The organism is Serinicoccus shuyuelongi (assembly GCF_045032955.1).
Taxonomy (GTDB): domain Bacteria; phylum Actinomycetota; class Actinomycetes; order Actinomycetales; family Dermatophilaceae; genus Ornithinicoccus.
In genome coordinates, this window is sequence record NZ_JBJFZU010000008.1 from 37,813 (window position 1) to 56,768 (window position 18,956).

17 protein-coding genes are annotated in these 18,956 nt (G+C 72.9%); 2 read left to right on the plus strand and 15 right to left on the minus strand.

Features of this window, described 5'->3' with window-relative positions; translation table 11 throughout:
* Window positions 1-3 precede the first annotated feature (3 nt).
* From carB to pyrR, 5 genes are read right to left on the minus strand one after another with little or no spacing between them, the layout of a single operon-like run.
* The gene (gene carB, locus ACI3EY_RS10885; RefSeq protein WP_405038870.1) at window positions 4-3,363 is read right to left on the minus strand and encodes a carbamoyl-phosphate synthase large subunit; all 3,360 of its coding nucleotides are present in this window, start codon (window positions 3,361-3,363) and stop codon (window positions 4-6) included.
* Window positions 3,350-4,576: a glutamine-hydrolyzing carbamoyl-phosphate synthase small subunit gene (gene carA / locus ACI3EY_RS10890; protein ID WP_405040438.1), complete on the minus strand. Its 1,227-nt coding sequence runs from the start codon at window positions 4,574-4,576 to the stop codon at window positions 3,350-3,352. The genes carB and carA overlap by 14 nt, the downstream gene beginning before the upstream one ends.
* Window positions 4,573-5,892: a dihydroorotase gene (locus ACI3EY_RS10895; protein ID WP_405040439.1), complete on the minus strand. Its 1,320-nt coding sequence runs from the start codon at window positions 5,890-5,892 to the stop codon at window positions 4,573-4,575. Before ACI3EY_RS10895 ends, carA begins: the two co-directional genes overlap by 4 nt.
* A complete protein-coding gene (locus ACI3EY_RS10900) occupies window positions 5,889-6,821 on the minus strand; it encodes an aspartate carbamoyltransferase catalytic subunit (RefSeq protein ID WP_405038900.1) in 933 nt (310 codons plus the stop codon). Before ACI3EY_RS10900 ends, ACI3EY_RS10895 begins: the two co-directional genes overlap by 4 nt.
* Complete coding sequence (gene pyrR, locus ACI3EY_RS10905) at window positions 6,818-7,402, minus strand: bifunctional pyr operon transcriptional regulator/uracil phosphoribosyltransferase PyrR (RefSeq protein ID WP_405038873.1); 585 nt, start codon at window positions 7,400-7,402, stop codon at window positions 6,818-6,820. The genes ACI3EY_RS10900 and pyrR overlap by 4 nt, the downstream gene beginning before the upstream one ends.
* 362 nt (window positions 7,403-7,764) lie before the next feature.
* On the opposite strand from pyrR, the gene ACI3EY_RS10910 reads away from it, so the two are divergent.
* Window positions 7,765-8,625, plus strand: a complete 861-nt coding sequence (locus ACI3EY_RS10910) for a type IV toxin-antitoxin system AbiEi family antitoxin domain-containing protein (RefSeq protein ID WP_405040440.1) — start codon at window positions 7,765-7,767, stop codon at window positions 8,623-8,625.
* Complete coding sequence (locus ACI3EY_RS10915; RefSeq protein WP_405040441.1) at window positions 8,607-8,837, plus strand: hypothetical protein; 231 nt, start codon at window positions 8,607-8,609, stop codon at window positions 8,835-8,837. The genes ACI3EY_RS10910 and ACI3EY_RS10915 overlap by 19 nt, the downstream gene beginning before the upstream one ends.
* Window positions 8,838-8,961: 124 nt before the next feature.
* Here the strand turns inward: ACI3EY_RS10915 and nusB are convergent, their stop codons facing one another.
* The 10 genes from nusB to alaS form a co-directional block, all read right to left on the minus strand.
* The gene (gene nusB / locus ACI3EY_RS10920) at window positions 8,962-9,375 is read right to left on the minus strand and encodes a transcription antitermination factor NusB (RefSeq protein ID WP_405038875.1); all 414 of its coding nucleotides are present in this window, start codon (window positions 9,373-9,375) and stop codon (window positions 8,962-8,964) included.
* 3 nt (window positions 9,376-9,378) lie between these two features.
* Window positions 9,379-9,939 carry an elongation factor P gene (efp, locus tag ACI3EY_RS10925; RefSeq protein WP_405038876.1) on the minus strand — a complete coding sequence of 187 codons (561 nt, stop codon included), beginning with the start codon at window positions 9,937-9,939 and terminating at the stop codon, window positions 9,379-9,381.
* A gap of 63 nt (window positions 9,940-10,002) precedes the next feature.
* Window positions 10,003-11,097, minus strand: a complete 1,095-nt coding sequence (gene aroB / locus ACI3EY_RS10930) for a 3-dehydroquinate synthase (protein WP_405038901.1) — start codon at window positions 11,095-11,097, stop codon at window positions 10,003-10,005.
* The gene (locus tag ACI3EY_RS10935; protein WP_405038877.1) at window positions 11,094-11,624 is read right to left on the minus strand and encodes a shikimate kinase; all 531 of its coding nucleotides are present in this window, start codon (window positions 11,622-11,624) and stop codon (window positions 11,094-11,096) included. Before ACI3EY_RS10935 ends, aroB begins: the two co-directional genes overlap by 4 nt.
* Window positions 11,621-12,886 carry a chorismate synthase gene (gene aroC / locus ACI3EY_RS10940; RefSeq protein WP_405038878.1) on the minus strand — a complete coding sequence of 422 codons (1,266 nt, stop codon included), beginning with the start codon at window positions 12,884-12,886 and terminating at the stop codon, window positions 11,621-11,623. Before aroC ends, ACI3EY_RS10935 begins: the two co-directional genes overlap by 4 nt.
* A gap of 64 nt (window positions 12,887-12,950) precedes the next feature.
* Complete coding sequence (locus ACI3EY_RS10945; RefSeq protein WP_405038879.1) at window positions 12,951-13,670, minus strand: prepilin peptidase; 720 nt, start codon at window positions 13,668-13,670, stop codon at window positions 12,951-12,953.
* A complete protein-coding gene (locus ACI3EY_RS10950; RefSeq protein ID WP_405038880.1) occupies window positions 13,667-14,515 on the minus strand; it encodes a shikimate dehydrogenase in 849 nt (282 codons plus the stop codon). Before ACI3EY_RS10950 ends, ACI3EY_RS10945 begins: the two co-directional genes overlap by 4 nt.
* Window positions 14,488-15,735 carry an endolytic transglycosylase MltG gene (gene mltG, locus ACI3EY_RS10955; RefSeq protein ID WP_405038881.1) on the minus strand — a complete coding sequence of 416 codons (1,248 nt, stop codon included), beginning with the start codon at window positions 15,733-15,735 and terminating at the stop codon, window positions 14,488-14,490. Before mltG ends, ACI3EY_RS10950 begins: the two co-directional genes overlap by 28 nt.
* Window positions 15,732-16,265, minus strand: coding sequence for a Holliday junction resolvase RuvX (gene ruvX, locus ACI3EY_RS10960; protein ID WP_405038882.1), 534 nt, complete (start codon window positions 16,263-16,265; stop codon window positions 15,732-15,734). The genes mltG and ruvX overlap by 4 nt, the downstream gene beginning before the upstream one ends.
* The gene (gene alaS, locus ACI3EY_RS10965; RefSeq protein WP_405038883.1) at window positions 16,262-18,955 is read right to left on the minus strand and encodes an alanine--tRNA ligase; all 2,694 of its coding nucleotides are present in this window, start codon (window positions 18,953-18,955) and stop codon (window positions 16,262-16,264) included. The genes ruvX and alaS overlap by 4 nt, the downstream gene beginning before the upstream one ends.
* Window position 18,956 lies beyond the last annotated feature (1 nt).

Sequence of the window (18,956 nt, forward strand, 5' to 3'; positions counted from 1 at the left end):
CGTTCAGGTGGTCGGCGCGGGACCGCGGCCGAAGAGGTCGAGCCGCTGCGCGTGCTCCTGCAGCGGGGCCACGCCCAGCGGTCCGTCCCGCATCGCCTCGATCCCGAGGACCGCGACCGAGAGCTGCTGCACGGTGGTGATGATCGGCTTGTCCAGGGACGTGGTCGCCGCGCGGATGGCATACCCGTCGGCGCGGGCGTCCCGCCCGGAGGGGGTGTTGATGACCATGTCCACCTCCCCGGAGGTGATCCGGTCGATGATCGTGGGCCGGTCCGCGCCGTCGGCACCGGTGCCGTGCCGCTCGCTGTGCTTGCGCACCACCTCGGCGGTGATCCCGTTGCGGCGCAGCACGTCGGCGGTGCCCTCGGTGGCCAGCACCGAGAAGCCGAGGTCCACCAGACGCTTGACCGGGAAGATCATCGACCGTTTGTCCCGGTTGGCGACCGAGACGAAGACGGTGCCCCCGGTCGGCAGGCTCGAGCCCGCCCGCAGCTGGCTCTTGGCGAAGGCCGCGCCGAAGGACGCGTCGATGCCCATCACCTCACCGGTGGAGCGCATCTCCGGACCGAGGATGGAGTCGATCGCCTCGCCGGTCTGGGTGCGGAAGCGGCGGAACGGCAGGATCGCCTCCTTCACCGAGAAGGGGGCGTCCGCAGGCAGCGACCCCCCGTCCAGGTCGCGGGGCAGCACACCCTCGTCGCGCAGCTGGGCGACGGTGGCGCCGAGCATCACCCGGGCCGCCGCCTGAGCCACCGGGACCCCGGTCGCCTTGGCCACGAAGGGCACGGTGCGGCTGGCCCGAGGGTTCGCCTCGAGCACGTACAGCACGTCCTGGGCGAGCGCGAACTGCACGTTGATGAGCCCGCGCACCCCGATGGCGTCGGCCAGCGCACGGGTCGCCTCGCGCACCTCCTGCAGCTCGGAGCGGCCCAGGGTGAAGGGCGGCATCACGCAGGCGGAGTCGCCGGAGTGGATGCCGGCCTCCTCGATGTGCTCCATGATCCCGCCGACGTAGAGGTCGGTGCCGTCGTAGATCGCGTCGATGTCGATCTCGACGGCGGTGTCCAGGAAACGGTCGATGAGGACCGGGTGGGCCACGTCGTCACCGGTCACGGCGGTCGCCCGACCGACGTAGGAGCTGAGGGTGTCGTCGTCGTAGACGATCTGCATACCCCGGCCGCCGAGGACGTAGCTGGGCCGGACCAGCACCGGGTAGCCGATCTCGTGCGCCACCTCGAGGGCGTCCTCGACCGAGTAGGCGGTGCCGTGCCGGGGCGCGGTCAGGCCGGTCTCGTCGAGCACCCGGCCGAAGGCGCCGCGGTCCTCGGCGAGGTCGATGGCCTCCGGGGAGGTGCCGACGATCGGCACCCCCTCCGCCTTGAGCGCGGCGGCCAGCCCGAGCGGGGTCTGCCCGCCGAGCTGGACGATGACGCCGGCCAGCGGCCCGGCGCTGCGCTCGGCGTGCACCACCTCGAGCACGTCCTCCAGGGTGAGCGGCTCGAAGTAGAGCCGGCTGGAGGTGTCGTAGTCGGTGGAGACGGTCTCCGGGTTGCAGTTGACCATCACCGTGTCGAAGCCGTGCTCGCGCAGCGTCATCGACGCGTGCACGCAGGAGTAGTCGAACTCGATGCCCTGGCCGATCCGGTTCGGGCCGGAGCCGAGGATGATGACGGCGGGGCGCTCGCGGGGCGCCACCTCGCTCTCCTCGTCGTAGCAGGAGTAGTGGTAGGGCGTGGTCGCCGCGAACTCGCCGGCGCAGGTGTCGACGGTCTTGTACACCGGGCGCACCCCGAGCGCGTGCCGGACACCGCGGACCACCGCGGAGCGCATCCCGGTGATCTCGGCGATCTGGTCGTCGGAGAAGCCGTGCCGCTTGGCCAGCCGCAGCAGCCGGGGTGTCAGCCGGCCGCCCGAGATCGACCGGGCCTCCCGCCGCAGCCGGGCAGCGATGTCGTTGATCACCACGATCTGGTCGAGGAACCACGGGTCGATGCCGGTGGCCTCGTGCGCCTGGGCGACGGTGATCCCGCCGCGCAGCGCCTGCTGCACCAGCACCAGCCGCCCGTCGGTGGGGGTGCGCGCCTGGTCGATGAGGGCCCTGGCCATCTCGGCGGTGGGGGTCTCCTCCTCGCGCCAGTGGAAGCTGCTGCGCGGGGCCTCGGTGGAGCGCAGCGCCTTCTGCAGCGCCTCGGTGAAGTTGCGGCCCAGGGCCATCGCCTCCCCCACCGACTTCATCGTGGTGGTCAGCGTGGCGTCGGCCAGCGGGAACTTCTCGAAGGCGAAGCGGGGCACCTTGACCACGACGTAGTCCAGGGTCGGCTCGAAGCTGGCCGGGGTCACCCGGGTGATGTCGTTGGGGACCTCGTCGAGGGTGTAGCCGAGAGCCATCTTGGCGGCGATCTTGGCGATCGGGAAGCCGGTGGCCTTGGAGGCCAGCGCCGAGGAGCGGGAGACCCGCGGGTTCATCTCGATCACGATGATGCGCCCGTCCTCGGGGTTCACCGCGAACTGGATGTTGCAGCCACCGGTGTCGACCCCGACCTCGCGGATGACGGCGATGCCGATGTCCCGCAGCTGCTGGTACTCGCGGTCGGTGAGGGTCATCGCCGGTGCCACCGTGATGGAGTCGCCGGTGTGCACCCCCATCGGGTCCAGGTTCTCGATGGAGCAGACGACGACCACGTTGTCGGCGTGGTCGCGCATCACCTCGAGCTCGTACTCCTTCCAGCCGAGGATCGACTCCTCCAGGAGCACCTCGGTGGTCGGGCTGTCCTGCAGGCCGGCCCCGGCGATCCGGCGCAGGCTCTGCTCGTCGAAGGCGAAGCCGGAGCCCAGGCCGCCCATGGTGAACGAGGGGCGCACCACCACGGGGTAGCCGAGGTCCTGCGCGGCGGCGAGCACCTCGTCCATGGTGTGGCAGATGGCCGAGCGCGCCGACTCGGCGCCGCACCGCTCGACGACCCCCTTGAACGCCTGGCGGTCCTCACCGAGCTGGATGGCCTCGACGTTGGCACCGATCAGGGGGCACCCGTACCGCTCCAGCACCCCCGACTCGTGCAGGGCGATGGCGGTGTTGAGTGCGGTCTGCCCACCCAGGGTGGCCAGCACGGCGTCGGGCCGCTCGCGCTCGATGATGGACTCGACGATCTCAGGGGTGATCGGCTCGACGTAGGTGGCGTCGGCGACCCCGGGGTCGGTCATGATGGTGGCCGGGTTCGAGTTGACGAGGATGACGCGGACGCCCTCCTCGCGCAGCACCCGGCACGCCTGGGTGCCGGAGTAGTCGAACTCGGCGGCCTGGCCGATGACGATCGGGCCCGACCCGATCACCAGGACGCTCGTGATGTCGTCACGTTTGGGCACGTGGGGTCTCCTGGGTGGCGTTCGTGTCGAGCAGGTCGACGAAGCGGTCGAAGAGGTACTCGGCGTCGTGCGGGCCCGCCGCGGCCTCGGGGTGGTACTGGACGCTGAAGGCGGGGACGTCCTCGCAGGACAGCCCCTCGACCACGTCGTCGTTGAGGGCGATGTGCGAGCAGCGCACCGGGCCGAAGTCCGAGGGCGCCGGCCGGTCGGTGGGTATGCCGTCGGGCCAGGCGATCGCGAAGCCGTGGTTGTGGCTGGTCACCTCGACCTTGCCGGTCTCCCGGTCCAGCACCGGCTGGTTGATGCCGCGGTGGCCGAAGGTCAGCTTGTAGGTGGACAGCCCCAGCGCCCGGCCGAGCAGCTGGTTGCCGAAGCAGATCCCGAAGAACGGGATGCGTCGCTCCAGCACCCGGCGCAGCAGCTCCACCTCGTGGTCCGCCGTGGCCGGGTCGCCCGGGCCGTTGGAGAAGAACACGCCGTCCGGCTCCAGGGCCAGCAGCTCCTCGACGGTGGTGCGGCTGGGCAGCACGTGCACCTCGATCCCGCGCCGGGCCAGCATCGCCGGGGTCATCCCCTTGATCCCGAGGTCCAGGGCCGCCACCCGGAACCGGGTCGGGGTCCCCTCGGGCGGGGACACGACATAGGGCTCGGGGGTGGAGACCTCGGCGGCCAGCGCGGAGCCGGCCATCCGCGGGGCGTCGGTGACGGTGCGCAGCAGCTCGGTGGCCGGGGCCTGTGCGGCCTCGCCGGAGAAGATCCCGGCCCGCATCGCGCCCCGGTCCCGCAGGTGCCGGGTCAGCGCCCGGGTGTCGACCCCGCTGATGCCGACCACCCCGGCGGCGTCCAGGGCCTGCCCGAGGTCGCCCTGCGATCGCCAGTTGGAGGGGCGGATCGCGGGGTCCCGGACGACATACCCGGCGACCCAGATGCGCCGGCTCTCCATGTCGTCGGTGTTCACCCCGGTGTTGCCGATGTGCGGGGCCGTCATCACGACGACCTGGCGGTGGTACGAGGGGTCGGTCAGCGTCTCCTGGTAGCCGGTCATCCCGGTGCTGAAGACGGCCTCGCCGACGGTCTGCCCACGGGCGCCGTAGGCCTCGCCGCGGAAGACGCGCCCGTCCTCCAGGACGAGCACCGCCTCACCCGTGTCGGTGTCGGTGGCATCGCCGTCGTCGGTCGCCACCGGTGGGACCGGTGCTGGTGTGCTGCTCATGCGTCCTCCCCCCAGACCAGGCCCTCGCGTGCGGTGACCTTGCCTCGGAGCATCGTCAGGTGGACGGCACCGGTCAGCTTGCGACCGTGCCAGGGGTTGTTGCGCGACAGCGACCGGCTCAGGGTCGCGTCGACGGTGGTCCGGCGCCCCGGGTCGACGAGGGTGAGGTGGGCGGGCGCGCCGACCACGACCCCCTGCCCCTGGTCGGACAGGCGCGCGATGCGTGCCGGGGCGGTGGACATGGTCCGGGCCACGTCGGCCCAGCCCATCGCGCCCTCGGCGACCATCACGGTGGACACCACCGGCAGGGCGGTCTCCAGGCCGAGCATCCCGAAGGCGGCGTCGGTGAAGGCGTGCTCCTTGTCCTGGCGCACGTGCGGGGCGTGGTCGGTGGCGACCGCGTCGATGGTCCCGTCGGCCAGCGCCGCGCGCAGCACCAGGGTGTCCTCGGCCGGGCGCAGCGGCGGGTTCACCTTGTAGGTCGGGTCGTAGCCGACCAGCTCGTCCTGGGTGAGCATCAGGTGGTGCGGGGTGACCTCGGCGGTGACGTCGATGCCCTGCGCCTTGGCCCACCGGATCACCTCGACGCTGCCGGCGGTGGAGACGTGCGCGACGTGCACCCGGGACCCGGTGTGCCGGGCCAGCATGACGTCCCGGGCCACGATGGTCTCCTCGGCGACGGCCGGCCAGCCGGGCAGGCCGAGCCGCCCGGAGAGCTCCCCCTCGTGGCAGCAGGCGGTCCCGTCCGCGAGCCGCGGGTCCTGGGCGTGCTGGGAGACCACCCCGTCGAAGGCCTTGACGTACTCCATCGCGCGGCGCATCAGCCGGGCGTCGTGCACGCAGCGTCCGTCGTCGGAGAACACCCGGACCCGGGCCCGGGAGCGGGCCATCAGTCCGAGCTCGGCCAGCTCCTGGCCGGCCAGGCCCTTGCTGACGGCGCCCACCGGGTGGACGTCGACGTAGCCCGCGCGCCGGCCCAGGTCGTGGACCGTCTCGGCGACCTCGGCGCTGTCGGTGACCGGGGTGGTGTTGGCCATCGCCAGCACCGCGGTGAACCCGCCGAGGGCGGCCGCCTGGGAGCCGGTCTCCACCGTCTCGGCGTCCTCCCGGCCGGGCTCGCGCAGGTGGGTGTGCAGGTCGACCAGGCCCGGCAGCAGGACCAGCCCGTCGGCGCCGAGGCGCTGGGTGCCCGTGGGGGCGTCGGTCGCGGCGTCGGGCCCGACCGCCCGGATGGTGCCGTCGACGACGAGCACGTCGGCGGCACCGCCACCGGCGACGTCGGCTCCCTGGATGAGCAGCGGAGGGTGGGTGGTCACTGGGCATCTCCTTCCCCGGCGAGCAGGTGGTAGAGGATCGACATGCGGACCGCGACGCCGGCGCTGACCTGGTCCAGGACCAGGGAGCGGGCCGCGTCCGCGGCGTCGGCGGAGATCTCCAGGCCGCGGTTCATCGGGCCGGGGTGGCAGATCACCGCGTGCTCGGGCAGCAGCGCGAGGCGGCGCGCGGAGAGACCGTAGCCGACGGCATACTCCTTGGCGGTCGGGAAGTAGCCCCCGCTCATCCGCTCCTGCTGGACCCGCAGCATCATCACCGCGTCCACCTGCGGGAGGACCTCGTCCAGGTCGTAGGAGACCTCGAAGCCGTCGGTGGCGGCCCAGCCGGCGATGCCGCTCGGCATCAGCGTGGGCGGGGCGACCAGGGTGACCCGTGCACCGAGCGCGCGCAGGCAGAGCAGGTTGCTGCGCAGCACCCGGGAGTGGGTGAGGTCCCCGACGATGCCGACGTGCCGACCCTCGAGGTCGCCCAGCGCGCGGCGCATCGTGTAGGCGTCCAGCAATGCCTGGCTGGGGTGCTCGTGGGTGCCGTCGCCGGCGTTGACGATCGAGCAGTCGACCCAGTCGGCGATCTGGGCGGGGGCACCGCTGGCGGGGTGGCGGATGATCATCATGTCCACCCCCATGGCGGCGATGGTCATGGCGGTGTCCCGCAGCGACTCCCCCTTGGAGACCGAGGTCCCCTTGCCGGTGAGGTTGATGGTGTCGGCACTCATCCACTTGCCGGCGATCTCGAAGGAGGCGCGGGTGCGGGTGGAGTCTTCGAAGAAGAAGTTGATGATGGTGCGGCCGCGCAGGGTGGGCAGCTTCTTGACCTGCCGGTCCTGCACCTCGTGCATGGAGACCGCGGTGTCCAGGACGGAGGTGATCTCCTCGGTGGACAGGTCGGCGATCGAGAGCAGGTGCTTCACTCGATCCACACCCCCTCGGTGCCGTCGGCGTCGGCCAGCCGGACCATCACCCGCTCGGAGCGTGAGGTCGGCAGGTTCTTGCCGACGTAGTCGGCCCGGATCGGCAGCTCGCGGTGCCCACGGTCCACCAGGACCGCGAGCCGCACCGTGCGCGGCCGCCCCAGGTCGGCCAGGCTGTCCAGCGCGGCGCGCACCGTGCGGCCGGAGTAGAGGACGTCGTCGACGAGGACGACGACCTTGCCGTCCACCCCGCCGGCCGGCACCCGCATCGGCTCCAGGGCACGGGTCGGCTGGCTGCGCAGGTCGTCGCGGTACATGGTGATGTCCAGCGAGCCGGACGGGACGGTGCCGCCCTCCACGGCACCGATCGCCTCGGCCAGCCGGCGGGCCAGCGGGACGCCTCGGGTCGGGATCCCCAGCAGCACCAGGTCCTCGGCGCCCTTGTTGCCCTCGATCACCTCGTGCGCGATGCGCGTCAGCGCGCGCTGCACGTCGTCGGCGGTGAGGACCTCACGTCCGGGAGGGGACTGCGGCGTCGACGTCGGCGGTGGGGCCGGGTCTCGCTCACGGGCAGGGCTCATAGGGCCCACTCTCCTTCCCCGCCTCACAGGACGGTGGTTAAAGGACGTGTCGGTGGTGTCACCCTACCCCCTCCCCGACGTCACCCTGCACGGTCCCCTCCCCTCCCGTCCCCTCCCGTCCCCTCCCCGACCGGGCGCGCGTTGTGCACCCACCGGGCGAGCCTTAAGCACCCACCGGGCGCGCGTTGTGCACCCACCGGGCGAGCCTTAAGCTCCCACCGGGCGCGCGTTGTGCGCCGACCGAGCGCGCGTTGTGCACCCACCGGGCGAGCGTTGTGCACAAGCTCCGGGCCACCACCGTGCTGTCCACAGATCCGCCGCCGCCCCTGCCGCGGGCCGCCGGGCGGTCCCACGCTCGGGTCATGGACACCGCAGACCTCCCGCCGATCATCCCGTTCTCCGAGCTGCGGTCCCGAGGGTGGAGCCGCGCCGCTGTCGAGCAGGCGCTCGACGACGGTGACCTGGTCTGGCTCCGCCGCGGCTGGTATGCCGTCCCGCGCCCCTCCATCGACGGCCCGGCCTGGGAGCAGGCCCGGGCAGAGCACCTGCACCGGCTGGACCTGGAGCTCCGCCGTCGACCGGGTCATGCGGCCAGCCACACCAGCGCCGCCCTCGTGCACGGTCTGTCGCTCAGCATCTCGCCCGAGGCACCGCTGGACCTCACGGCGGTGCGGCGCTCGCAGACCTCCCGTCGGGACCCTGGCCTCACCCTGCACAAGAGCGCCTCGGACCTGGCGGGCGTGGACCACGTCGGCGGCCGGCTCGTCACCACCCTCCCCCGGACGGTGGCGGACTTCCTCCGGATGCGGACGCTGCCTCATGGCGTGGCGCTCCTCGACGACGCTCTCCGCCGGCAGCTCATCGACACCGTCGGGGTGCGGCGGGAGCTGGACCGCCAGGTGCGCTGGCGGGGTAGGCCACGTGCGCTGGGCGTGCTGGCGTTGGCCGACCCGGCTCGTGAGTCGTGGGCGGAGTCCTACACCTTCGCCAACCTGCACCTGCGCGGCATACCCCTGCCGCTGCACCAGGTCGAGATCCTGGATGAGGACGGGACCTTCCTGGGCGGGTCGACGGACTCTGGCCGGAGGTCGGCGTGGTGGGCGAGTGCGACGGTCAGGGAAAGTACTTCATCGGGCCCGAGGGTCGGCCGCCCGAGCAGGTCGTGCTGGGCAACCTCGCTGCCGAGCGCGCGCGACAGGGCGCGATGGAAGCACGTGGCCTGACCTTCGTGCGGTGGTCACCGAGCGAGGTGCGGGACGACCCCGACGAGGTGGTGGGGAGGATCCGTTCGGCGTTCTACGCCGGGGTGCCGACACGCTTCACCGGGTATGCCGTGTGGCGCGGCGAGGCGCGGCGCCTCCCGTTCGAGGCGGGGACGCCGTCGGTAGAGGCCGACACGCTGCGTCACCGTCGGACGCGGCGGCGACCGCGCTGACGAACGCTCGCCCGGTCAGAACACAACGCTCGCCCGGTCGAAGCAGAGTGCTCGCCCGGTCAGACACAACGCTCGCCCGGTCGGAACAGAGTGCTCGCCCGGTCGGAACAGAGTGCTCGCCCGGTCAGAGCAGGGTGGGCTTGACCTCCGACACCCTCGCCAGCAGCCCGTTCACGAAGCCCGGCGACTCGTCGGTGCTCATCGCCTGCACCAGGTCGACTGCCTCGGACACGGCGACCATGTCGGGCACCTCGTCGTTCCAGACGATCTCCCAGACCCCGACCCGCAGCGCCGCCCGGTCCACCGCGGCCATCCGCTCCAGCGACCAGCCCTGGGACCAGGTCGCCAGGATCTCCTCGATGTGCGACCAGTGCTCGAGCACCCCGCGCAGGATGTCCACCGTGTAGCCGGGCAACGCGTGCTGGGTGGTCGGCTCCGCCACCCGCTGCTCGAGCAGGTCGCCGACGTTGACACCGCGCTGCTCGGCCTCGAAGAGCAGCTCCAGGGCCCGCTTGCGGGCCCGGGTGCGTGCTGCCACGGGCTAGTTCACTCGGCCGAGGTAGGACCCGTCGCGGGTGTCCACCTTGACCTTGGTGCCGGCCTCGAGGAACAGCGGGACCTGGATCTCGGCGCCGGTCTCCACGGTCGCCGGCTTGGTGCCACCGGTGGACCGGTCACCCTGCAGGCCGGGCTCGGTGTGGGTGATCTCGAGCACCACCGACGGCGGCAGCTCCACGTAGAGGATCTGCCCCTCGTGCTGGGCGATCATCGCGCGGCCGTTCTCCAGCAGGAAGCGGGCGGAGTCCCCCATCGCCTCCGGCGAGACCTGGATCTGCTCGTAGGACTTCTCGTCCATGAAGACGTAGTCGGTGCCGTCGTGGTAGAGGTACTGGAAGTCGGACCGGTCCACGGTCGCGGTCTCCACCTTGGTCCCGGCGTTGAACGTCTTGTCGACGATCTTGTTGCTGGTCACGTTCTTCAGCTTGGTCCGCACGAAGGCCGGTCCCTTGCCGGGCTTGACGTGCTGGAACTCCAGCACCTGCCAGAGCCCGTTGTCCATGGACAGGACGATGCCGTTCTTCAGGTCGTTCGTGGTTGCCACGTCGAGAATCTTCCTTCGGTCTGCGGATCAAGGGCGTCGGGGGTCGGCCAAACCCGCGCAAGTCTACCTGCGCGGCACCGTGTCCTCGCAGACGGCGAGGTAGGCAGACTGCAGGTCCTCCTCGGTCGGGCCCTCCAGCCGGGTCGGCCGGGCCAGGCCCTCCAGCGCGACGAAGCGCAGCGTCGCGCCGCGGGTCTTCTTGTCCCGGCCCATCGCGGTGCGCAGGTCGGTCCACCGCCCCGGCCGGTATGCCGTCGGCAGGCCGACCGCGTCCAGCACCTCCCGGTGCCGCTCCAGCAGGGCCCCGTCGATGAGACCCGCCCGGTGCGCCAGCTCGGCGACGAAGACCATCCCGACGGCGACCGCGTCCCCGTGCCGCCAGGTGTAGCCCTCCACCTGCTCGATCGCGTGCCCGAAGGTGTGGCCGTAGTTGAGGATCTCCCGCAGCGAGGACTCGGTGAGGTCGGCCGCCACCACGTCCGCCTTGACCTGAACGGCGCGGGCGATCAGCTCGGCGGCCAGGTCGGGGTCGGCGCGCGGGTCACCGGCGGCCACCGGGTCGGCCTGCACCAGCTCGAGGATGCGGGGGTCGGCGATGAACCCGCACTTGACGACCTCGGCCAGCCCGGAGACGTAGTCGGCCCGGGGCTGGGTGGTCAGCCAGGCCGGGTCGCAGAGCACCTCGACGGGCGGGTGGAAGGCCCCGACCAGGTTCTTGCCCTCGGCGGTGTTGATCCCGGTCTTGCCGCCGACCGCGGCGTCCACGACGGCCAGCAACGAGGTCGGCAGCTGGACCACGTCGACCCCCCGCAACCAGCTCGCCGCGGCGAACCCGGCCAGGTCGGTGGTGGCACCGCCGCCGACCCCGACGACGAGGTCGGAGCGGGTCGAGCCGGACCGGCCGAGCTGCTCCCACAGACCGGCGAGCACCTCGACGGTCTTGGCGGCCTCGGCGTCGGGCACCGGCGCGAGCTCGGGCAGGGCGCCCTCGGCGGCGAGCACCTCGGCGGCCGAGCGCGCCAGCTCCTCCCGGCCACGCTGGTGAACGACGAGCACCCGGCGCCCGGGGCGGGCGTGCGCCGCCAGCGCCGAGAGCGCGCCGGCCCCGAGCCGGACGGCGTACGGGCGCTCCCCACCGACCTCGATGGTGCGGGTCATCCCTGCAACCACGCCACGACCTCGTCGGCGATTTCCTCCGGGGTCCGCCCCCCGGTGCTCACGTGCAGCCCGGCCAGCTCCTCGTAGGTGGCGCGGCGGGCGTTCATCAGCCGGGTCCAGGAGGCACGCGGGTTCACCAGCAGCAACGGGCGGGAGGCGTCGAAGCCGACCCTGCTGGAGGCGTCGGAGATGCTGACGTCGAGGAAGGCCACGGCGTGGCCGCCCTCGCGCAGGGCCTGGGCCGAGGGCTCTTGCATGACCGCTCCCCCGCCGAGCGCGACCACCCCGGTCTCCTCGGTCAGCGCGCGCTGCACCTCCGCCCGCTCCAGCGCGCGGAAGGCCTCCTCGCCGTCCTGCACGAAGATGTCGCTGATGGTGCGCCCCTGTGCCGTCTCGACCCCGGCGTCCGTGTCGTGCAGCGGCACCCCGAGCCGCTGGGCCAGGACGGCGCCGACGGTGCTCTTCCCGGCCCCGGGCGGACCGATCAGGACGACGACGGGACCGCTGCTCCGGCTCTCGCTGCTCATCGCTGCTCCTGCGTCGCCGGGGTGCGCTGGTGCTCGGCGACCGCGGCCAGGTAGGCCGCGTGGTTGCGTGCCACCTCGGGGACCGAGTCCCCACCGAACTTCTCCAGCACCGCGTCGGCGAGCACCAGCGCGACCATCGCCTCGGCGACCACCCCCGCGGCCGGCACGGCACAGACGTCCGAGCGCTGGTGGATGGCGGTGCCCGGCTCCCCGGTCGCCGTGTCGACGGTGCGCAGCGCGCGCGGCACCGTCGAGATCGGCTTCATCGCGGCCCGCACCCGCAGCACCTCACCCGTGCTCATCCCGCCCTCGGTGCCACCGCTGCGCAGGCTGGTCCGGCGGATCAGCCCCTGCTCGTCGTGCGCCAGCTCGTCGTGCGCCTCGCTGCCCCGGCGGGCGGCGGTCCGGAAGCCCTCCCCCAGCTCGACCCCCTTGATCGCCTGCACGCCCATCAGCGCACCGGCCAGCCGGGCGTCCAGGCGCCGGTCCCAGTGCACGTGCGAGCCGAGGCCGGGCGGCAGCCCGTAGGCCAGCACCTCGACCACCCCGCCGAGGGTGTCGCCGGCCTTCTTCGCGGCGTCCACCTCCGCGACCATGGCCGCGGACAGCGTGGGGTCGATGGTGCGGACCGGGTCGGCGTCCACCCGGGCCACGTCGTCCGGGCCGGGCAGCGACCCGCCGTCGAGCTCGGCGGCGTCGTCCAGCGAGGGGACCCCGGCCCGTCCGATGCTCACCGTGTGCGACACCAGCCGGACGCCGACGGCCTGCTCGAGGAAGGCGGCGGCCACCGCCCCGAGCGCGACCCGGGCCGCGGTCTCCCGGGCGGAGGCCCGCTCGAGCACGGGCCGGGCCTCGTCGAAGCCGTACTTCTGCATCCCGACCAGGTCGGCGTGGCCGGGACGGGGGCGGGTCAGCGGGCGGTTGCGGGCCAGCTCCTGCGGGGCGCCCACGTCGTCCGCACCGTGCAGCGCCTCGTGCGGCACCGGCTCGGGGCCCATCACCTCACGCCACTTGTGCCACTCGCTGTTCTCGATCTGCAGCGCCACCGGCGAGCCCAGGGTCAGCCCGTGCCGCATCCCCCCGAGGAAGTGCAGCCGGTCCGCCTCGAAGGACATCCGGGCCCCGCGCCCGTGGCCCAGGCGGCGGCGGGCCAGCGCGCCCTCGACGGCGTCACGGTCCACCCGCACCCCGGCGGGCAGCCCCTCGAGGACGGCGGTGAGGGCGGGGCCGTGGGACTCCCCGGCGGTCAACCAACGCAGCATGGGTGCATCCTCCCACGGTGCGCCCTGGCGGCCGCGCGGTGGCTCGGGTGGCTCAGGTGGTGGCTCAGGCCCAGGCGCCGAGGGCGGGCGCGGCCAGCAGCAGCCCGGCCAGCGCGCCGAGCATCATCGAGGGACCGTAGGCGAAGTGCCCTTTCAGCCCGACCCGGCGGCTCACCAGGAGCACCAGCGCGATCACCCCGCCGACGATGAAGCCGCTGTAGATCCCGAGCACCGCCTCGGCCCAGCCGAACCAGCCCAGGCCGGCGCCGAGGACGACCGCCAGCTTCACGTCGCCCAGGCCGAGGGCCAGTGACCCCCGGGCGAGCGAGGCGAGAGCCAGCAGCAGGTAGAAGGCACCCGCGGCCAGCCCGGCCAGCAGCGCCCGCACCAGGGGCTCCATCCCGCCGCCGACGAGCGCCGCCAGCAGCAGGCCCCCGCCGAGGGTCGCCATCGTGGGCCACATGATCCGGTCCGGCAGCCGGTGCACGTCCATGTCCATCGCCGCCAGGCAGACGCAGGCCAGCACCACGACGAGCAGGGTCAGGGTCAGCACCAGGCTGACCGGCCAGCCGGGCAGCGCGTCGTCCGGCACCTGCCACAGCCGGTGGACGACCGCCGCGGAGGACAGGCCCAGCGCGAAGGGCACCCACCAGCGTCGGCCCGGGTAGGGCTCGTCCACCTCGTCCGGCTTGCGGTAGGTGGTCGCCTCCAGCCAGCGGGCGACCGGGATCCCGAGCACCGCGACCAGCACCGCCACCACCCCCGGCAGCACCAGCTCGCTCACTGCGGCGTCCCCTCGTCGGCCCGCAGCGCCTGCGCCATCGCCTGCACCGGAGCGGTGCGCCCGGTCATCAGCTCGACCTGCCGGACCGCCTGGTGCAACAACATCCCCGTTCCCCTCACGACGTCCACCCTAGCCCCGCCGGCCCGGGCCACGGCAGCGGCCAGCGGGCTGGGCCACGGCTCATAGGCGACGTCCAGCACCACCGGTCGCCGGTCACCGACCAGGTGGACCGGGGGCGCGGGCGCGCTCGGCGGCAGGGTGCCGACGACCACGTCGACCCCACCGCCCAGGGGTATGCCCTCGTCCAGGCGCCGCACCGAGCTGTCCAGCTCGAGCCGCTCCAGCAGGGTCGCGGTCTCCGGACGGACCCGGTCCCGGACCAGCAGCCGGACCTGCTGCACCCCGAGCGTCCGCAGCGCGAGGACCGCGGAGCGGGCGGTCGCACCCCCGCCGACCACCAGGGCTGATTCCGGTGCCACCGCACCCGCCTCGGCCAGCGCGGTGGCGAGCCCGTAGACGTCGGTGTTGTCGGCATACCAGCCGCCGTCCCGCGTCACCAGGGTGTTGGCGGCTCCGGCCAGCACCGCCTCCTCGGCGGCGGTGTCGGCCAGCGCCAGCGCCTCCTCCTTGCCGGGCATCGTCACCGACAGCCCGACCCACTCGGGGCCCAGCCCCGCCACGTGCGCCGCCAGGGCACCCGCGGCCACCTCGGCGCGGTCGTAGCTCCAGCCGTGCAGCCCGAGCGCGGCATAGGCGGCCCGGTGCAGCACCGGGGACCGGGAGTGCGCGATGGGCGAGCCCACCACGCCGCACCGGGTCAGCACTGGTCCGGGTTGTCCTCGCACCAGCGCAGGAACTCCTCCTGGTTGACCAGGTGATCTTCGTACGTCTCGGCGAACTTGGTCTCCCCGGTGGAGGGGTCGACGGTGACGAAGTAGACCCAGTCCCCCGGTTCCGGTTCGACGGCCGCCTGCAGCGCGTCCAGGCCGGGGTTGTTGATCGGCCCGGGCGGCAGGCCCGGCTCCTGGTAGGTGTTGTAGGGGCTGTCGTCGGAACGTTGGGCGTCGGTGGTGCCGGCCAGCCCACGCTCCTGGAAGATGAAGTGGATGGTGGAGTCCATCTGCAGGAAGCCGTTGGTCTCGGAGTTGCCCTCGAGCCGGTTCTCCAGCACCCGACCGATCTTGGGCAGGTCCTCGGCGAACATCCCCTCGCCCTGGATGATGCTGGCCTTGGTGACCACCTCACGCAGGTCTTCGTCGGGGATGCCGAGCTCGTCGAACCGGCGCTCCCCGAGCTCGACCATCGCGCGCAGCTGGTCCTCCGGCGTGCTGTCCGGCCCGAACTCGTAGGTGCTGGGGAAGAGGAAGCCCTCCAGCTCGCCCTCGGCCGCCTCGGGCAGGCCCAGGTCGGCCGGGTCCACGGCCTCGTAGTCCGCGACCTCGTGGCCGGTGCCCTCGGCGAGCACCTCGAAGGTCTCGGCGACCCACAGCCCCTCGCGCACGGTGACCCCGCTGAACTCACGGAACTCCGAGTCCAGCAACCGCCCCAGTGCCGCGGTCGAGCTCATCTGGCTGGCCATCCGGTAGGTCCCGGGCTGGATGGCCGCGGCCTCCGGGTCGGCCTGCAACGCCGCGGTGAAGGCCGCGGCCGAACCGACGACGTCCTCCTCGGCGAGGATCTCGGCGATGGTGCCCCCGGCGGCGCCGGGCGGGATCTCGACGATGACCTCGCCGCTGCCCTCCCCCTCGTAGTCGACCGCGGTGGGCCCACCACCGAAGGACATGTCCGGCAGCAGCGAGCGCACCGCGCCGAAGGAGTAGATCGCGGCGACCACCACGACGGCCGCGGCCACCAGCAGCGCGGTCCCCTTGAGCAGCGGGCTACGGCGGTGCCGGCGGGGCCGCAGCATCGCGTCCGGGTCTTCGATCTCCTCCGCGAGCATCTCGTCGGCCAGGGAGTCGTCGTACCCGGCCCCGCGCATACCGAAGACACCGTCGTCGTCGTAGCGCGCACCGGGCCCCCGTGCGTCGTGTTCGTCCCAGTCGTCCTGGGGGGGCTGGCTCATGTGGCGTCCTTCGCGTCAGGGTCGCGAGACCGTCGGGCCCGGGATGTGCGCACCTTCAGGGGGGTGCCGACGGGACGGCCGGCGCGGTGCGGGTCCAGGGCTGCCTGCAGGATAAGCACGGCGGCCGCCTGGTCGATGACGCCACGCTGCTCGCGCCCCGGAACACCGCTGTCGTGCAGTGCCCGGTGCGCGTCGACCGTGGAGAGCCGCTCGTCCCAGAGGCGCACCGGCACCTGCAGGCACCGTTGCAGCAGTTGAGCGTACCGGCGGGACCGCTGGGCGGCCAATCCTTCCTCGCCGCTCAGCGAGCGCGGCAGCCCGACGACGACCCCGACGGCACCGCGTTCGCGCACCTGCTCGGCGATCAGGTCGAGGTCGTGCAGGTCCTCGTGGTCGCGGCGCAGGGTGGCGACCGGGTGGGCGAGCAGACCCAGCGGGTCGGAGGCCGCCAGGCCCACCCGGACCTCACCGACGTCGACCCCGAGCAGCACGCCCGGCCGGGCGTCCGTCCCCGACGGTGCGTCGGTCACGCCCGCAGCGCGTCCTCGACCGCGGTCAGGGCGGCGCCGGTCCGACTCGCGTCCTGGCCACCCCCCTGGGCGAGGTCGTCCTTGCCGCCACCACCACCGCCGAGGGCCTGCGCCGCCACCTTGACCAGGGTGCCGGCCTTCACCCCGCGACCCCGGGCACCCTCGTTGGTGGCGACCACCACCGCCGGGCGGCCACCGTCGACGCCGGTGAGCGCGACCACCGCGGGCCGCTCGTCACCGAGCCGGGCGCGCAGGTCGGTGACCAGGCGGCGCAGCTCGTCGGCGCCCATACCGTCACCCAGGTCGTGCCCGAGGTAGGTCACCCCGGCGATGTCACGGGCCTGCTCGACGAGGCCCGCGGCCGCTGACAGCGCCTGGCTGGAGCGGGCCTTCGCGATCTCCCGCTCCGCCTCCTTGAGCCGGGACACCAGGGTGGCCACCCGGTCGTGCAGCTCGTCCGGGCGCACCTTGAGGGTGTCGGTGAGCTGGTTGACGATGACGTTCTCCCGGGCCAGGTGCTGGTAGGCGTCGGCCCCGACGAGGGCCTCCACCCGGCGCACCCCGGAGCCGATGGACGACTCGCCCATGATCTTGACCAGCGACAGCTGCGCGGAGTTCATCACGTGCGTGCCACCGCACAGCTCCAGGCTCCACGGGCCACCGACCGAGACCACCCGCACGACGTCGGGGTAGCGCTCGCCGAAGAGCGCCATCGCCCCCATCTCCCGGGCCTCGGCCAGGGACATCTGGGCGGCGCTGACCTCCAGGTCGGCCATCAGCCGCTCGTTGATCCTGGTCTCGACCGCGGCGAGCTCGGCCGGGTCCAGGCCACGGGTGGCACGGAAGTCGAAACGCAGGCGGCCGGGTGCGTTCTCCGAGCCCGCCTGGGTGGCGGTGTCGCCCAGCGTCTCGCGCAGCACCTTGTGCACCAGGTGGGTGGCCGTGTGCGCCCGGGACACCGAGGCACGGCGGAGCACGTCGATCTCGCTCACCGCGTCCTCCCCGACGGCGACGCCGCCCTCACGGAGCCGGCCGCGGTGCACGACCAGACCCGGCACCGGACGCTGCACGTCGGTGACCTCGAAGAGTCCGCCGCTGCCGAGCCGGATGGTGCCGTGGTCGGCCAGCTGGCCACCGGCCTCGGCGTAGAACGGGGTGCTGCCCAGCACCAGCTCCAGCTCGGCGCCGGGGCCGTCAGGGTCCGCGACGGCCGCGTCCGCGCGGTCGACCTCGCGACCGTCGGAGAGCAGGCTCAGCACCCGCCCCTGGCCGCTGACCGCCTCGTAGCCGGTGAACTCGGTCGCGGCGCCCAGGCGTTCCGCGATCCCCCGGTATGCCGTCGCCTCGCCGTGCCCGGACTTCTTCGCCCGGGCGTCGGCCTTGGCGCGCTGGCGCTGCTCGGTCATCAGCGTCCGGAAGCCGTCCTCGTCGACGGTCAGCCCCTGCTCGGAGGCCATCTCCAGGGTGAGGTCGATCGGGAAGCCGTAGGTGTCGTGCAGCGCGAACGCCTCGGCGCCGCCCAGGCGGGAGCCACCGGCGGACTTGGTCCGGGCGACCGCGGTGTCGAGGATGGTGGTGCCGCTGACCAGGGTGCGCCGGAACGCCTCCTCCTCGGCGTAGGCGACCTCGCTGATCCGGTCCCACTGCTGGGCGATCTCGGGGTAGGACGTGCTCATCACGTCCTTGCTGATCGGCAGCAGCGTCGGCAGCGTCGGGTCCTCGACCCCGAGCAGGCGCATCGAGCGCACCGCCCGGCGCAGCAGACGGCGCAGCACGTAGCCACGGCCCTCGTTGCCGGGGACCACACCGTCGCCGAGCAGCATCAGCCCGGAGCGGACGTGGTCGGCGACCACCCGGAAACGCACGTCGTCCTCGGGGTCGTCCCCGTAGGTGCGTCCGCTCATCTCCTCGGCGCCCTCGATGACGGGGTAGACCTCGTCGATCTCGTAGAGGTTGTCGACGCCCTGCAGCAGGTAGGCCACCCGCTCCAGCCCCATCCCGGTGTCGATGTTCTTGCTCGGCAGCTCACCGGCGACGTCGAAGTCGGTCTTGGAGCGGACGGCGGACAGCTCCTCCTGCATGAAGACCAGGTTCCAGATCTCCAGGAAGCGGTCCTCGTCGACGACGGGGCCGCCGTCGGGGCCGAACTCGGGGCCGCGGTCGACGTAGATCTCGCTGCAGGGGCCGCCCGGACCGGGGGTGCCGGTGTGCCAGTAGTTGTCCTCCAGCCCGCGGCGCTGGATGCGTTCGGCGGGCAGCCCCGCGACCCGGGTCCAGATCTCGGCGCTCTCGTCGTCCCCCTCCAGCACGGTCACCCAGATGCTGTCGGCGTCGAAGCCGAGGCAGCCCTCGTCCTGGGAGCCGGTGATGAACTCCCAGGCGTAGGTGATCGCCCCTTCCTTGAAGTAGTCGCCGAAGGAGAAGTTGCCGTTCATCTGGAAGAAGGTGCCGTGCCGGGTGGTCTTGCCGACCTCCTCGATGTCCAGCGTGCGGACGCACTTCTGCACGCTGGTGGCCCGGTTCCAGGGGGGCGTCTGCTGCCCGGTCAGGTAGGGGATGAAGGGCACCATCCCGGCGACCGTGAACAGCAGGGTCGGGTCCGAGGTGACCAGCGAGGCGCTCGGCACCACCGTGTGACCCTTGCTCTCGAAGAACGACAGCCAGCGACGGCGGATCTCGGCGGTTTCCATG